The sequence below is a fragment of the Polaromonas sp. CT11-55 genome, from assembly GCF_047303325.1.
In the GTDB taxonomy this organism is placed as follows: Bacteria; Pseudomonadota; Gammaproteobacteria; order Burkholderiales; family Burkholderiaceae_C; genus Polaromonas.
This window is the reverse complement of sequence record NZ_JBKBEX010000032.1, coordinates 1-14,962: the sequence shown is the minus strand read 5'-3', so window position 1 is coordinate 14,962 and position 14,962 is coordinate 1. Positions and strand designations below refer to the sequence as shown.

Sequence of the window (14,962 nt, the reverse complement as noted above, 5' to 3'; positions counted from 1 at the left end):
ACGGAAGCGGGCCGGCCTATGCGTATGAAGCTGCGGCCCGCCCTTCCCCTGATCATTTCAACTGGCGCCACACTTGCCGGCTTGCCGAGGCCGGGGCCGTCGGGTTAGTCAGGCCTATGGAGATAACGCGCGTCGTACCTGCAACCCCGTTGATATTAACGGTTTGCGTGCCGCCGGTTCCGGTCGTAAACGAAGTGCCCTCGATTTGACCGTTAAAAATGGTCTGGCTGATATACAGCGTCGGTGCGCCGCCGTCCTGCAACACGAACACCCCGCGCGGTGAACCGCCGCGTATCCGCACCGAATTCGGCAGCAGAGTGCTGAATACCTTTTTGTAGCCCCCGGTCATCGCGTCAACCCCGGTGATCCATGCATCCAGGCCCGCCTGGCATTCATCGGTGCTGGGCACGATGGAAGTGAACAAGAAGGCATCTATAAGACCGCCCACCGTATAACGGACCGGCGGCGCAATCACACGCTCGCCCGCAACAACATTGGTGCCGGTCAATGGGACCACCCATCCTTTTTTACCCGCCACGGTATACCAGGCTGGCGAGTCGGCCGCGGAGGTGGTCCGCGTATCCGCGCCCGCGGCGGCGGTAATCGTCATCGACGACAAGCTGGCCTCCGTGGCGAACGGTGTCGAACTGGAGGTGGTGCCCAGGCTGTCAAAGATTCCGTACAAAGCCTGGACGGTCGTATTGGCCGGGTCGGTGGCGGCCAGATAGCTGCCAGTCCCAAAATAGATCATTTTTCCGCCCGTGGTCAAAGCACTCGTTGGCGCGGGGCCTACTTTGATTTCAGCTGTGATAGGCCGGCCCGTGGGAGTCGAATAAATCAGGGCGGCAGCCGTTGCGACGTTGGGGTCGAACCGCCAGATATTGCCCTTGAAATCGGCACCGTAGACATAGTCGATCGTGTCCCGGTTGCCGGTCGTCTTGCGCACGATCTCTATGGAACCCAAGCCATTGCCGGTAAAAGATGCATTGGTGGGAATGATGCGAATAATGGCACCGGTATCCAGGCTGACCACATACAAATTAGCCGTACCGGCGGTGCTGTTGTAGCCATTTCCAAAAATCGCAACCCAGGTTCCGTCATTCAGCTTTCCGATGGCCGGCCGGCCCATGACATTGCCGAGCGTTGTTCCGACACCCGTGGAAGACTGGTTGATTTCCCAAAGAATGCTGTTGGCCGTAAACGTCTTGGACGTCGCGTTGACGGCAAATACGGTTTGCACGCCATCGCCGCCCGTACCAACGACAACGGTGCGCCAATTGACGGTCGCATCACCGGGAACCGCAATCTTTGCATGGCCGATGGCGATCGGGCCGTCGACAAAGTTACGATGCTGATAGGCGGGATCGGACAGGTCCTTGATTTTGTTCCGGGCGGCTTGCGGCATGAAACCCAGCAGCTCTCCCCCGCCCGTTGCATCCGGTTCCGCGTCAAAAATGTGGAAGAACCCGTCGTTACTGCCCACAGCGAGCGTTTCAAAGTTGATGCTGGTCAGAAAAGTGGTGTACGTCGCGTCACTGGCCGCGTAGTCATAGTCCTTTTTGGAAATGATCTGGGGATCGGAATTCACGATATCGCCCAGCACTGAGCCATAGTCGGCCCCCGCGGTAGTGCCCCTGTTGCGAAATCCCCCGCCCTTGCGTTCTTCCGCAGTCTTGTCCCCCAGCAGATAGGAATAAATAGCGGCGCTGCCAAAGTCAGCCTGTTCCGCGGCAGTCAATGAGGTAAAGCCGGTCGGAATCAACGCAAAAGGCGTCGTCGTGCCGCCTCGTCCCAAAAACAGCTTGTTGCGCGTAGCAGGGGCAGGAATCTTCGTGGAAACTTCCCAAACCGGCGTATCGGCCAAAGTGCCATCGGTGGCCACCGGGAAGGCGTAAATGCGCGACGACCAGGTCAAGGAGTCGTAATTGGCCTGGTAGATGGCTGCAGAACCGAGACTCCGCTGCCCCACCCCCACCACGCTGGTGCTGGCCACGGCAGCCAGCGCAGCGGCCGACCGGAAAGCCTTGCCCATTTGGGCGGGCAGGTCCGCCGGGCTGGTCACCTTGAAATAGTTGGTCGGATCACCGTTGTCGTCCAACACACCACTTCCGCCGTACTTGGCGGCATACCACAGGGGATCGTGCGGTACGTAAGTCGCCCCAGTCGCAACCGAGGAAAGCGTGAAAGTACGTGAGGCCGATTTCGGCGCCGGGTTGTGCGTTGTCATCGTGTCCAGGGAGAAAGAGGTCGCCGTCGACGTATTGAAGCCGGTCACCTCAAGGTAGGCGCCATCCGCGGTTGTGCCGGAAATGACATAGCCCAGATGCTGCTCAGCGCAAGTAGCCTGGTAATAGCTGTCGATTTGCACCACGAGTTTGCCCGAGCTGTTAATCGACAGCGTGTAATACGCATTAGCGTCCGCCTCGTTGTCACCTCCGACGTCCATGTCGGAAAAGCTCACCATGGCGCGGATGAAAGGCCGCCCGCCATTGATGGTGGCGTCTGTGTTGGACGCTGCGGTATTGGCAATGCGGTCCACAAAAAACCCCATGATCGACCCGGTCGGTTTGAAACTGGCCGTTGGCCCTGGCGAGCATCCCGCAACGGACTTGGAAAGCGGAACAAGAGAGACCTTTTTACCCGCATAAGTCATTTCGATTTTTGGCACGACCGTTCCAAGCGCGATCGAGAGGTTATCCACCTTGACGGTCGTTGGCTGGGTCAGAGCATCCGGACGAACCTTAACACCCGTGACCTGGCCAAATCGGGCAACGCTCGCCGCGTAATAGCTGCCTTGAGTGTTGGTCTCGTCCGGCGCATGGCCTCGCAAATACGAGAACGTTGTCGCTGCTTTGGCCGACGGATTACCGTCGGCGTTTGCAGCCGTGGATTGACCGATAAAAAAGTTCTTCGTCGCGGTACCAAATTCCGACGTCCAGATAGCATCCGCCTCCGTCTCAACATTCAAGCCGGTCAGGTCAGTTGTGGGGATGGCAGTCCCGAGGCCGGTGATAGGGGTGAACTTAGCGCCGGGCAACTGGTCGGAGTCAAAGCTGGTGACAGGGTCGGCAATCACCATCTGGACCGGTCGCGAGCAAATCGGGCTGCCGCCCGAGGCGACTGGCCTGAAAGGGTTGCTCCAGGTAGTCACCAAGGGCAAACCTATCCGGGTATCGGCACTGGTGGAGGCATCGACCCCCGAAGAGAACGCGTCAAGCGGCTGCTTGTCGGTGAAATAGCGCAAGCCCTCGTACATCATCTCCGCAACGGGGGCGCCCCACATATTGCACTCGCCCTGATTGCGCAGGCGGTTCCACAAGAATGTGTTGCCATTGCAATAGTAAGTCTGATCGGTAATATCAAAGCCGTAATTGGTGAGGCTGTTGATGGTCTTGGTGATGCCGGTGTTGTTGAAAATGCCGGTCGTCGCACTGAATTCATCCCGGAAACTACCGATATCCTTGCGCACAACCCCCCCCGAGTAGTTGTTGGTATAGGAACCCGTGAGAAGACCGAATTTCAGCTGATCATTGACCGAATAGTCGTGCAGTACGCCCGTAGGTTTCCAGGAGGTCGGGGAAGAGGCGGGGTATCCGGTACACCCGGCCTCACGGCCCACCCCACCGCTCAGGTTGACACAGGCCTCCACCCGGATGATGTAGTTGTATGCGTACGGGAAAGTCTGACTGGAGTAGCTTGTTCCCGTAGAAAACCCGGGCAGGCCATACCCAATCGCACTGGATGTTGGGTTGGACAACCTGCCGGAAGGTCGTGTATACGACGAGGTTCCAGCCGCCCCCCCGACAGGTCGTTCGCTTGAGGCCCACAGCCAGGCACGATCGATATATCCATCGACGTTCAGAACCACGCGCATCGAAGGCGGATTTACACCTATGGAGTTCGAGCCTGCCGTACCCTCGCTCTTCATCATGAAGAGATGCATCTTGCCGCTGGTGGGGGCAGACAAGGGGGTGTACTTGGTAATGTCGTAGGTGTCTGTTCCGGTGACCGATGCGGGCCGGTATTCCTTGCCCCAGATATGCGCATCAGGCGGGATATGGGCTGCTTCAAGTACCGTTGTTGAAGCTGTATCGGTGACGCGTTTCCCCCCATACAGCACCTTCCGAAGGGCATCCATGCGGGATGTTGCCATCCAGTTCATCCAGTTTCCGTGCCAGCGTCCGGTACTGGCAGAACAGCCGGTGCTCGCGTTGGCAATCGATACGGGCACAAAACGGTTAGGGGTAACTGACGTGTCGTACTTGTAGCATCGGTCGGAAATGAAATAACCGTAATAGGTAATCGACTCATCGTAGCCGACGTCCAAAACACCATCACCGTCCAGGTCGCTGGCGTCGTTGTATGCCGAATAGTAAAGCCGTTGATCCCGGCTCATGGTCATCATCACCAGGCCTGGCGCACTTTTCAGCGCCAGCAGCGGAACCTTCGCGATATCCACTGTGGTCTGGGCGACGGCAGTCGTCCATGGCGCGGCACCCGCCAGTACAAGCAGGCCCAGCAGCCCGGACCGCAGAATCGACACGCAGCCTGAAATGCTTTTGTGGCTTGCTGCCGCACCCAAAGCACCCACAGAGTTCCCACGCCGGAGCGCTCCGGGGGCCGCATTCGCATGCCTGAAAAAACCAAGCTGGTTGATCATGACTGAATCTCCTAAATGCACTGACTATGGGGTGGTCGTTTTGGTATAGAGAACCTGCAATACCACTTCGGCATTGCCCGACCCGCCGGTACTTCTTGACGTCACCCGGTAGGTGGACGTAGTGCTCCCGCCACTTGAAACCTGCGTGAGCAACTCAATCACGTATTGCGCGTTATTCGCGTTGTTGGCGTACTTTGTAGTGACGGCGACGGCGCAACTGGTCCAGCTGAACGGGGTGGTGGTGGGGCAACCCGTGGCAGGCGTAGCCACGGTAACCCCATCGCCTTGCGTCCAGAAATTCGTGGTGCCGCCGCTTGCAAGCGCCGGGCTGTAATGGCCTATGGTGGACGCATTGAAGCTGCCCGACTCGATGACCTGCAATGCTTCTTTGCCCGAATTTTCAGCAGACTGAAATGATATGTTGCGATCCACCACATTACCCGTCATGCGCTCGGACAGCGTGGTGTTTCGAAAACCGACGACGCTGATCACCATCAGCATCACGAGCAAAATCATGCCCACCAACAAGGTCATGCCGCGTTGCCGCCTGCGCGCGGGATTTACCGACGAAACCCGCAGCCTTTTCCTGCCCGCCCTGGGCGCGCCGGCGGACTTCACATGGCAATCGATGGCACAAAATTTTTCAGACATAGTCGATCTCGCATGCGGCTTCATCGCGCTGCCACCCTGTTGCGCAGGACAACCGTGGTTGAAAACTCCTTTCGGAGCCGCTGGGTCGAAGCCCCTGTGGGCAAGGTGTAGCTCTGCCCGAGAAGCGTGGGAGTTACCGGTGTGACTCCGGGATTTACGTTCTCTTCAGAACTGATCATCATCAATCCAATGCGGACGGCCACAACCTTGGACCAATCAGCCACGTCGGCCGCACTGGTACGCCATACATCGGCGACAAGCGTGGGCGCACCGGAAGCGTCCAACGTCGTGTTTTCGCCATATTGAAGCCGCATGCTTTCGACGTTGGAAACCAACTCCTCGGCGGCCAGCCTGGTATTGCCGTTGTAAAACACCCGGTACAAACTGGGAGTAGTGGTACCAACACCAGGCGCGACGTAGAAAAAACTCCATACAACCGGCATCACGGTCGCGTCGGTGCCAAATGCCGTACTGGACGTGAAGGTATCCGCGGCATTTCCCAGCCCGGTGCCGTGGCCGACACTGGTCACACCGCTGGAGATGCTCACCTTCCCCTTAAAAACGCTGGAAGAAGAGCAGTTTGAAATGATGAAATCATAGATGCCGCTATTGGTCGTGGTGGTGGCCCAGCCAAAAGGGTCCCCTGTCAAAGTGGGGCTCGCGGTAGCGCTGCCCATCAGGGCGCTCAGCGATACGGCGTTGGAGCTTCCCCCCGAAAAAAACAGGCTGTGCGTACCGCTCGACGACGGCGCCGCGCCCGACGCGAACATGCCGGAAGGCACGTTGTCGAATCCGCGGATGAAGTTAAGCGAGGTAAGAGGCTGCAGAATCACCTCCGCATTGCCCGTTTCAATCTGCGCAAGGGGATTGGGCCCATTTATTCCGCCCGGACTGCCCGAGGTCATCATGCTGCCGGGGTAGTAGGTTGTGACCCCGCCCACCGTGATTTTGTTGATGCCGGGGCATCCCGCGTAACCGGCCATTCTCAGGTCTTTGGCAATGAAGTCCAGGGCGAATGCGCCATCCTCCTGCAGCCTGCCTGTCGTTTCCTGAAACCGGAATGACTGCTTGACGGCCACGTAGACGGACGACAGTCCCACCAACACGACCAGCGACAGCGCAAGCGCGATCAACAGCTCAACCAGCGTGAGCCCGCGCTGGGCGCCTTGCCCGACCATATGCCTGATTATTTTCATAGTCGCAGCTCAAAGGTGACAGTTTTAAAAGCTGTCGCTGAATTGTCGGTACAGGCGGTTCGATCCGCATCGCTGGTGGTGCCCAGGCAGTTGCTCCAGCGCACCTCGATAACCATCTTGCGAGTTCCGCCGCTGGAGAAACTCGTGATCTTGCCGTCGCCCTGCGGAAGCTGGGCGGCCAGAGCCTCCAGCCACACCTTTTTATCGTTCTGCGCAATGCTGGTAGGGCTGGCAGGCGGATTGTCCGCATAAGTGGTGATGTATTCACTGGTGGCGGAAAGGGCCACAGTGGGATTGGCGCGCATGCGGTCGGCCATGTCCGCGGCCAGCTGGCTCGCTTTGGTCATGGCTTCCGAAGACGAGGCATTCGACACCCCGCTGACCAGAAGACCGGCAATGCCCAGCAATCCGAACGAGAGGATCATCATCGTCACCATGACTTCGATAAGGCTGAACCCAGCCTGGCGCCTTAGCGGCATACGGGCAGGCCGCCGAACATGGTTGGATAGGGTTTCAGTACGTGTCATGTTTGCACCGTCAACTAGTGGGGCAACTGCTGGCCGCATCAACGCGCGTGGTCCGGACCCTGCCCGTGTTATTGACCACCAGGCAGTATTTCTGGCTGGTCCCATCGAAAAACCAGAATGCCCGATCAACGACAGCCGCCCCTGAAACATCAATCATGCGGCCTTGCCCGTTATAGGAAAAGTAATTTACCGTCCCGGTTTGCCCCGTGCTGATCGGCGTGGTCGGAGCATTCGCTATCTCCAGTCGAGTCACGGTAGCGCTGTCGGCGGTAGGGCCAACGCCGGCGTTGGCGTTGGTCGTCTTGTCAACAAACACAGTCCACCCGTTGGTCCATGCACCCGCCGCACCGTTGGCGGCGACCGTGACCCGCGCATCGGATCCGCGCTTGACGGCCTCCGACCTCGCCAGGCTCAGCGACACCTGCAACGCGGATGAGGCGGCCGTTAAACGGTTACGCCGCATAAGGTCTATAAAAGAAGGAGCCGAAACCGCGGCAAGAATACCGACTATCGCCACGACGACCATTAACTCAATGATTGTGAATCCCCGCTCACGTGCGCGATGACTTACGTGCCGTTGCGGGTATGCAGGGCAAGGCGCAAAGGCAATCTCGGCAATAGGCAGACCATTCATGCCAGGCATCTTACTCACGCACGGCGAGGCAGCGGTTACAGTACTGATGAGCGGTCGCACTGGATCGCCAAACGGCATCATGACAACTCCGACCTCGACTCCCACTCCCTCCTCCAGCGGACAGGCTCTGGCGCTCAGTCTGGCCCGCGGTGCCAGAGCCATCACACCGCCCAATCCAAGTGTCGGCTGTGTAATCATTGATGGCAACAGCGTAGTCGGCCGCGGCCATACGCAGCGCGCGGGTGGGGCCCATGCCGAAATCATGGCCCTGCAGGATGCCGCCGCCCAAGGGCATTCCGTGAAAGGCGCCACCGCCTACGTCACGCTGGAGCCCTGCTCCCACCATGGGCGCACCGGCCCCTGCTGCGACGCCCTGATTGCCGCGGGCATCCGCAAAGTTGTCGCCGCCATGGCGGACCCCAATCCGTTGGTCTCCGGCCGGGGCTTTGAGCGCCTGCGCGCAGCCGGCGTCGCGGTAGAAGTGGGCGACGGTGCCGCAGAGGCCAGGGAACTCAACATAGGCTTCTTCAGCCGCATGGTCCGCAAAACCCCCTGGGTGCGCATGAAAATCGCCGCCTCGCTGGACGGCGCCACCGCGCTGGCCAACGGCCAGAGCCAATGGATCACCTCGCCCGAAGCGCGCGCCGATGGCCATGCCTGGCGCGCGCGGGCCGGCGCCGTGCTGACGGGCATAGGCACCGTGTTGCAGGACAACCCCCGGCTGGACGTCCGGCTGGTGGATACGCCCCGGCAGCCCTTTCGCGTGATCGTTGACAGCCTGCTGCAAACGCCAGTGGGTGCGAAGATTTTCGAGGCCGGCGGGCCGGTGTGGATTTACACGGCGATTCAGGATGCTTCGCGGGAAGCCGCCCTGACGGCCAAAGGTGCCACAGTGACCTGCCTGCCCGACGCGCGCGGAAAAGTAGACCTAGCCGCCATGATGAAAGACCTGGCACGCCGCGAAATCAACGACCTGCATATAGAGGCCGGCAGCAAGCTCAACGGCTCCCTGGTCCGCGAAGGGCTGGTCGACGAATTCCTGGTCTACCTTGCGCCTACGCTGCTGGGCCCCGGCCTGGGCATGGCCTCCATCGGGCCGCTGGCGCAGCTCTCCGATGCGGTGGCCCTGCAATTCCAGTCCGCCGAGAGGGTAGGCCCCGACCTGCGCGTGCTGGCCCGCGGCGTCGGCCGGGACCAGTTCTAGACAGGTTTTCACGTACATCGGGCCTGGCTTGGGCCGCATTTACCGGGCAATAGTGGCCTTTCCTGACGCCCGGACCTGAATCCCTGCGAAAATAGCGCATGTTTACCGGAATCATTACCGGCTTGGGGCGCATCGTCGCCATCCAAAGCCTGGGCAGCTCTTCAGACCACGGCAAGCGGCTCACCATCGAGGCGCCTGCGGGTTACCTTGACGACGTGGGCCTGGGCGACAGCATCGCGCTCAACGGCGCCTGCATGACGGCCACCACGCTGGACCTGCCCTTGAACCGCTTCACCATCGACATTTCCGCCGAATCGCTGGCCAAAACCACAGGTCTTGCCGAAACCGGCACCGTCAACCTCGAAAAAGCCCTGCGCGCCCACGACCGCCTGGGCGGCCATATCGTTTCGGGCCACGTCGACGGCATAGGCCGCGTCACGCATTTCGCTGAGGTCGGTGAAAGCTGGGAGCTGCGCATACTGGCTCCGCGCGAACTCGGCAAATACCTGGCCTACAAGGGCTCCATCACCGTCAACGGCGTGAGCCTGACAGTCAACCGGGTCACCGACCTGGACGATGGTACGGAACTCAGCATCAACCTGATCCCGCATACCGTGCAGAACACTGCCCTGGGCCGGCTGGCCGCCGGCTCCCAGGTCAACCTCGAAATCGACCTGATCGCGCGCTACGTCGAGCGCATGCTGGGCGACACCCATAACAACACACTCAAAAAGCCCTGAACCATGAGCACTGTCATTTCCCCCGTTGAAGACATCGTCGCCGACATGCGCGCCGGCCGCATGGTCATCCTGATCGACGAGGAAGACCGCGAGAACGAAGGCGACCTGGTGCTCGCGGCCGACCACGTCACGCCAGAGGCCATCAACTTCATGGCGCGCTTCGGCCGCGGCCTGATCTGCCTCACCCTGACCCGCGAGCGCTGCGAGCTGCTGCAGTTGCCGCCCATGGCGACGCGCAACGGCACCAAACACTCGACCGCGTTCACCGTCTCCATCGAAGCCGCCGAAGGCGTGACCACCGGTATCTCGGCCGCCGACCGCGCCCGCACCGTGCAGGCCGCCGTCGCCAAAAACGCCAAGGTCAGCGACCTGGTGCAGCCCGGCCACATCTTCCCGCTGCAGGCGGTGGACGGCGGCGTTCTGATGCGCGCCGGCCACACCGAAGCCGGCTGCGACCTGGCCGGCATGGCTGGCTGCTCGCCGGCCGCCGTGATCTGCGAGATCATGAAGGATGACGGCACCATGGCTCGCCTGCCCGACCTGCTGGTCTTCGCGGCCGAGCACGGCCTCAAGATAGGCACCATCGCCGACCTGATCGAGCACCGCAGCCGCAACGACTCCCTGGTCGAAAAAATCGGCTGCCGCACGCTGCAGACCGCTTTCGGCGAGTTCACCGCCCACGCCTTTCGCGACAAGCCCAGCCAGGGCCTGCACCTGGCGCTCGTGAAGGGCGAATGGTCGGCCGATGACGTCGTGGCCGCGCGCGTGCACGAGCCGCTGTCGGTGCTGGACGTGCTGGAAACCGGCCGCCCCATGCACTCCTGGAGCCTGGACCAGAGCCTCAAACACATCGCCGATGAAGGCCGGGGTGTGGCCGTGCTGCTCAATTGCGGCGAAAGCGCCGCGCAGCTGCTGGCCCAGTTCGAAGGCACGGCGCGCGCCAGCCAGGCGCCCGAGCGCGGCCGCATGGACCTGCGCACCTACGGCGTGGGCGCGCAGATCTTGCGCGAATGCGGCGTGCACCGCATGAACCTCATGGGCAACCCGCGCCGCATGCCCAGCATGACGGGCTACGGCCTGGAAATCGTCGGCTACATCACCCGGGACTGAGCTTTTCGCCAGCCCACCAACCTACAAATCAATCAAAAGGGAATCACCGTGTTCGGAGCAGAAAAAGGTACGGCCGACAAACTGGACGGCAGAAAACTTTCCATAGGCATCGTGCAGGCGCGCTTCAATGAAAGTATCACCAACGCGCTGGCCGAGGCTTGCAAACACGAGCTTGCCGCCCTGGGCGTGCACGAAGACAACATTCGCCACGTCAAGGTGCCCGGCGCGCTGGAGGTGCCCTGCGCGCTGCAGGCGCTGGCCGAAAGCGACAAGTACGACGCGCTGATCGCCCTGGGCTGCATCATCCGCGGCGAGACCTACCACTTCGAGCTGGTGGCCAACGAAAGCGGCGCCGCCGTCACGCGCCTGGCGCTTGACTACCAGTTGCCCATCGCCAACGCCATCCTGACGACCGAGAACCTCGCGCAGGCCCAGGCCCGCCAGGACGAAAAAGGGCGCGACGCCGCCCGCGTGGCCGTCGAAATGGCCAACCTGATCAATGAAATTGCCTGAGCGCGCCCACCCCTTTAACCTGACTGGCATTTTTCATGGCTGAACCCATCATCAAACCCAAACGCCCGCCGCAGACCCGCACCGGCCTGACCGACACCGGCGTCAAAAAAGCGGCCGACAAATCGGCGCGCACGCGCGCGCGCGAATTCGCCCTGCAGGCCCTTTACCAGCACCTGGTGGGCCGCAACGAAGCCGATTCGATAGACGCCTTCACACGCGACCTGGCAGGCTTTCACAAGGCCGATTCGGCCCACTACGACGCGCTGCTGCACGGCTGCATCGCCGACGCCAAAACGCTGGACGCCGGCATTGTTCCCTTGCTGGACCGGCCCATGGCCGAGATCTCGCCCATCGAGCACGCAGTGCTGTGGATAGGCGCCTACGAATTCACCCACTGCCTGGACGTACCCTGGCGCGTCGTGATCAACGAGTGCATTGAACTGGCCAAGGCCTTTGGCGGCACCGACGGCCACAAATACGTCAACGGCGTGCTCAACAAGATGGCGCCCGCCCTTCGCGCCGCCGAAGTCGCCGCCGACAAAGCCAAGCAAGCCGCCCGGTGAAAGGCCTGCCGTGAAAATTGCCCGGCGGGCTCAACGCATAGAGCCGTTTTATGTCATGGAGGTCGCCAAAGCGGCCTCGGCGCTGGCGCAGGAGTTCGCCCACAGCGACCGGCCCATGATCTTCCTGAACATCGGCGAGCCCGACTTCACCGCGCCGCCCCTGGTGCAGGAGGCCGCCGCTCGCGCGATCTCGCAGGGCAACACGCAGTACACCCAGGCCACCGGCCTGCCCGCGCTGCGCGAGCGCATCAGCGGCTGGTATGCCTCGCGCTTCGGCGCCGACGTGGCGCCCGGCCGCATCATCATCACGGCGGGCGCGTCGGCCGCGCTGCAACTGGCCTGCCTGGCGCTGATTGAAGCCGGCGATGAAATCCTGATGCCCGACCCCAGCTACCCCTGCAACCGGCATTTCGTCAGCGCCGCCGAAGGCAATGCGGTGCTGGTGCCGACCACTGCGGCCGAACGCTTCCAGCTCACCCGCGAGAAGGTCGAGGCCGCCTGGAAGCCGCAAACACGCGGCGTGCTGCTGGCCTCGCCCTCCAACCCCACCGGCACCTCCATCGCGCCCGAAGAACTGCTGCGCATTCATGAATTCGTGCACGGCGGCGGCGGCGTCACGCTGATCGACGAGATTTACCTGGGCCTGAGCTACGAAGAACATTTCGGCCACTCGGCCCTGGCCATGCCCGGCGAGCTGGGCCAGAGCGTGATCAGCATCAACAGCTTCAGCAAATACTTCAACATGACGGGCTGGCGCCTGGGCTGGCTGGTGGTGCCCGAGGCGCTGGCACCGGTGATAGAGCGCATCGCGCAAAACCTCTTCATCTGCCCCAGCACTGTGGCGCAGCATGCGGCCCTGGCCTGCTTCGAGCCCGAAAGCCTGCGGGAATACGAACGCCGCCGCGCCGAATTCAAAGCGCGCCGCGACTACTTCATTCCCGAACTGAATCGCCTGGGCCTGACGGTGCCGGTGATGCCCGACGGCGCGTTTTACGCCTATGCCGACTGCACCCAGGCCGCCGCGCGCCTGGGCGTAAGCGGCAGCTGGGACTTCGCCTTCGAGCTCATGAAACGCGCCCACCTGGCTGTCACGCCGGGCCGCGATTTCGGCCATGCGGCCCCCGAACAATTCATCCGCTTTTCCACGGCCAATTCCATGGCGCAGTTGCAGGAGGCGGTGGCCCGGCTCAAGGCGGTGCTGGCATGAGCGCAGGCGCGCGGGTTTTCAGCTGGCCCCTGCGGGTCTATTGGGAAGACACCGACGCGGGCGGCATTGTTTTTTACGCAAACTACCTGAAATTTTTTGAACGTTCGCGCACCGAATGGCTCAGATCACTCGGTATTGAACAGCAGCGCCTGCGGGAAAGCACGGGCGGCATCTTCGTGGTGGCGGAAACCAGCATCCGTTACCATCGTTCCGCCCGGCTGGACGATGAACTGATTGTTACGGCAAGCCTGGTCGAAGCCGGCCGCGCGTCCATGATAATCAGCCAGCAGGCGCTATTAAAAACAGAGCAGGCGACCGGGCAGCCGGCACCACTGCTCTGTGAAGGCAGCATACGCATAGGCTGGGTAGACGCCGCCAGCCTTCAACCACGGCGCATTCCGGCTTCCATTCTTGACAGCTTAAAACACGATACGGCCACAACATGAACCAAGACCTGTCCATCGTCAGCCTCATCCTCAATGCCAGCTGGGTCGTGCAGGCCGTCGTGGCGCTGCTGGTCGGCGTGTCCATCGCCAGCTGGGCCGCGATCTTCCGCAAGATCGTCGCGCTCAAGCGCGTGCAGAAACTCAACGACGAATTCGACCGCGAGTTCTGGTCGGGCACCAGCCTGAACGACCTCTTCGCCGGCGCAGCGCAAAACGCCAAGCATTCGGGCGCGATGGAGCGGATTTTCGCCAGCGGCATGCGTGAATACCAGAAGCTGCGCGAGCGCCACATCACCGACCCCGGCACGCTGCTCGACGGCGCGCGCCGCGCCATGCGCGCGAGCTACCAGCGCGAGCTCGACGCCATCGAGTCCAACCTGTCCTTCCTGGCCACCGTCGGTTCGGTATCGCCTTACGTGGGCCTGTTCGGCACGGTCTGGGGCATCATGCACGCCTTTACCGGCCTGGCGGCCCTGGAGCAGGTCACGCTGGCCACGGTAGCGCCCGGCATCGCCGAGGCGCTGGTGGCCACGGCCATTGGCCTCTTCGCGGCGATTCCGGCCGTCGTCGCCTACAACCGCTTCTCGCACGACATAGACCGCGTCGCCAACCGGCTGGAGACTTTTATCGAAGAGTTCTCCAACATCCTGCAGCGCAACCTGGGCGCCCAATCACCTTCCGGCCACTGAGCCAAGAGGAGACAGCAATGCCTGCAGTCAACTCCCGCCGCGGCCGAGGCCGGCGCACCATCAGCGAGATCAACATGGTGCCCTTCATCGACGTGATGTTGGTGCTGCTCATCATCTTCATGGTGACGGCGCCGCTGATCACGCCCAGCATGATCGCGCTGCCCAAAGTCGGCCGGGCGCCCAGCCAGCCGCAGAACCCGGTGCAGATCCAGATCAGCAAGGACGAAGCCGTGCAGATCAAGATCAAGACCGACAGCGTACCCAGCAATGTGCGCAACGTCGCAGCCGACATCGCGAAACTGGAGCCGGGCGTGAAGGCCGAAGGCGCGCAGGCCGTGCCCGTGGTCATCAGCGCCGACAAATCCATCAAGTACGAAACCGTGGTCCAGGTCATGGACAACCTGCAAAAAGCCGGTGTCTCACGTGTGGGCCTGTCGGTGCAGACCGGCGGCAAGTAAGCTCCAGGCCGCCCTTACTCGCTCTTAGCCCGCCATGCCCAGCGCCGCCGACCGCCTTGACTTTCTCCCGCCCCGGGATGGCGGGTCGGGCCGTTCGTTTGCGCTGGCGCTGCTGGCGCATGCCCTGTTGATCGCCGCACTCACCTGGGGCGTCAACTGGAAACGCAGCAACCATGACGTCGCCTTCCAGGCTGAGCTATGGTCCAACCTGCCGCCGCAGGAAGCCGCGCCCAAGCCGGTCGAAGTGCCCCCCCCCCCAACCCCCCCCCCCCCACCCCCCCCCTGAAATTATTTAATGATACGGCGACCACCCTCATCTTCACATCTTTTTGTCCAACCGGCCCGGCCAGGTGCGCTACGGCAC

Annotated in this window: 15 protein-coding genes; 10 read left to right on the top strand and 5 right to left on the bottom strand. The window is 61.8% G+C overall.

The window, feature by feature from the left end:
• Window positions 1-52: 52 nt before the first annotated feature.
• The 5 genes from ACEN8I_RS21600 to ACEN8I_RS21580 are packed head-to-tail and all read right to left on the bottom strand — an operon-like array spanning window position 53 to window position 7,668.
• Window positions 53-4,660, bottom strand: coding sequence for a pilus assembly protein (locus ACEN8I_RS21600; protein ID WP_413330669.1), 4,608 nt, complete (start codon window positions 4,658-4,660; stop codon window positions 53-55).
• 24 nt (window positions 4,661-4,684) lie between these two features.
• Window positions 4,685-5,311 (bottom strand): PilX N-terminal domain-containing pilus assembly protein, encoded by a 627-nt coding sequence (locus ACEN8I_RS21595; RefSeq protein WP_413330668.1) that lies wholly within the window; start codon window positions 5,309-5,311, stop codon window positions 4,685-4,687.
• A 20-nt stretch (window positions 5,312-5,331) separates the two neighbouring features.
• The gene (locus tag ACEN8I_RS21590; RefSeq protein WP_413330667.1) at window positions 5,332-6,507 is read right to left on the bottom strand and encodes a PilW family protein; all 1,176 of its coding nucleotides are present in this window, start codon (window positions 6,505-6,507) and stop codon (window positions 5,332-5,334) included.
• Window positions 6,504-7,034 carry a type IV pilus modification protein PilV gene (gene pilV, locus ACEN8I_RS21585; RefSeq protein WP_413330666.1) on the bottom strand — a complete coding sequence of 177 codons (531 nt, stop codon included), beginning with the start codon at window positions 7,032-7,034 and terminating at the stop codon, window positions 6,504-6,506. The genes ACEN8I_RS21590 and pilV overlap by 4 nt, the downstream gene beginning before the upstream one ends.
• A gap of 10 nt (window positions 7,035-7,044) precedes the next feature.
• Window positions 7,045-7,668: a GspH/FimT family pseudopilin gene (locus tag ACEN8I_RS21580; RefSeq protein ID WP_413330665.1), complete on the bottom strand. Its 624-nt coding sequence runs from the start codon at window positions 7,666-7,668 to the stop codon at window positions 7,045-7,047.
• A gap of 79 nt (window positions 7,669-7,747) precedes the next feature.
• On the opposite strand from ACEN8I_RS21580, the gene ribD reads away from it, so the two are divergent.
• The 10 genes from ribD (at window position 7,748) to ACEN8I_RS21530 (ending at window position 14,884) form a co-directional block, all read left to right on the top strand.
• Complete coding sequence (gene ribD, locus ACEN8I_RS21575) at window positions 7,748-8,872, top strand: bifunctional diaminohydroxyphosphoribosylaminopyrimidine deaminase/5-amino-6-(5-phosphoribosylamino)uracil reductase RibD (protein WP_413330664.1); 1,125 nt, start codon at window positions 7,748-7,750, stop codon at window positions 8,870-8,872.
• A 98-nt stretch (window positions 8,873-8,970) separates the two neighbouring features.
• Window positions 8,971-9,612, top strand: a complete 642-nt coding sequence (locus tag ACEN8I_RS21570; protein WP_413330663.1) for a riboflavin synthase — start codon at window positions 8,971-8,973, stop codon at window positions 9,610-9,612.
• Window positions 9,613-9,615: 3 nt separating this feature from the next.
• Window positions 9,616-10,722, top strand: coding sequence for a bifunctional 3,4-dihydroxy-2-butanone-4-phosphate synthase/GTP cyclohydrolase II (ribBA, locus tag ACEN8I_RS21565; RefSeq protein ID WP_413330662.1), 1,107 nt, complete (start codon window positions 9,616-9,618; stop codon window positions 10,720-10,722).
• 48 nt (window positions 10,723-10,770) lie between these two features.
• Entirely contained in the window at window positions 10,771-11,235 is a 465-nt protein-coding gene (gene ribH, locus ACEN8I_RS21560; protein WP_413330661.1) for a 6,7-dimethyl-8-ribityllumazine synthase, read from the top strand.
• 35 nt (window positions 11,236-11,270) lie between these two features.
• Window positions 11,271-11,798: a transcription antitermination factor NusB gene (nusB, locus tag ACEN8I_RS21555; RefSeq protein WP_413330660.1), complete on the top strand. Its 528-nt coding sequence runs from the start codon at window positions 11,271-11,273 to the stop codon at window positions 11,796-11,798.
• 10 nt (window positions 11,799-11,808) lie between these two features.
• Entirely contained in the window at window positions 11,809-13,005 is a 1,197-nt protein-coding gene (locus ACEN8I_RS21550) for a pyridoxal phosphate-dependent aminotransferase (protein WP_413330659.1), read from the top strand.
• Window positions 13,002-13,451: a tol-pal system-associated acyl-CoA thioesterase gene (locus ACEN8I_RS21545; protein WP_413330658.1), complete on the top strand. Its 450-nt coding sequence runs from the start codon at window positions 13,002-13,004 to the stop codon at window positions 13,449-13,451. The genes ACEN8I_RS21550 and ACEN8I_RS21545 overlap by 4 nt, the downstream gene beginning before the upstream one ends.
• The gene (tolQ, locus tag ACEN8I_RS21540) at window positions 13,448-14,140 is read left to right on the top strand and encodes a protein TolQ (protein WP_074575395.1); all 693 of its coding nucleotides are present in this window, start codon (window positions 13,448-13,450) and stop codon (window positions 14,138-14,140) included. Before ACEN8I_RS21545 ends, tolQ begins: the two co-directional genes overlap by 4 nt.
• A gap of 17 nt (window positions 14,141-14,157) precedes the next feature.
• On the top strand, window positions 14,158-14,598 hold the full coding sequence (locus ACEN8I_RS21535) for a biopolymer transporter ExbD (RefSeq protein ID WP_413330657.1): 441 nt from the start codon (window positions 14,158-14,160) through the stop codon (window positions 14,596-14,598).
• Between the two features lie 34 nt (window positions 14,599-14,632).
• Entirely contained in the window at window positions 14,633-14,884 is a 252-nt protein-coding gene (locus tag ACEN8I_RS21530) for a hypothetical protein (protein ID WP_413330656.1), read from the top strand.
• Window positions 14,885-14,962: the final 78 nt, after the last annotated feature.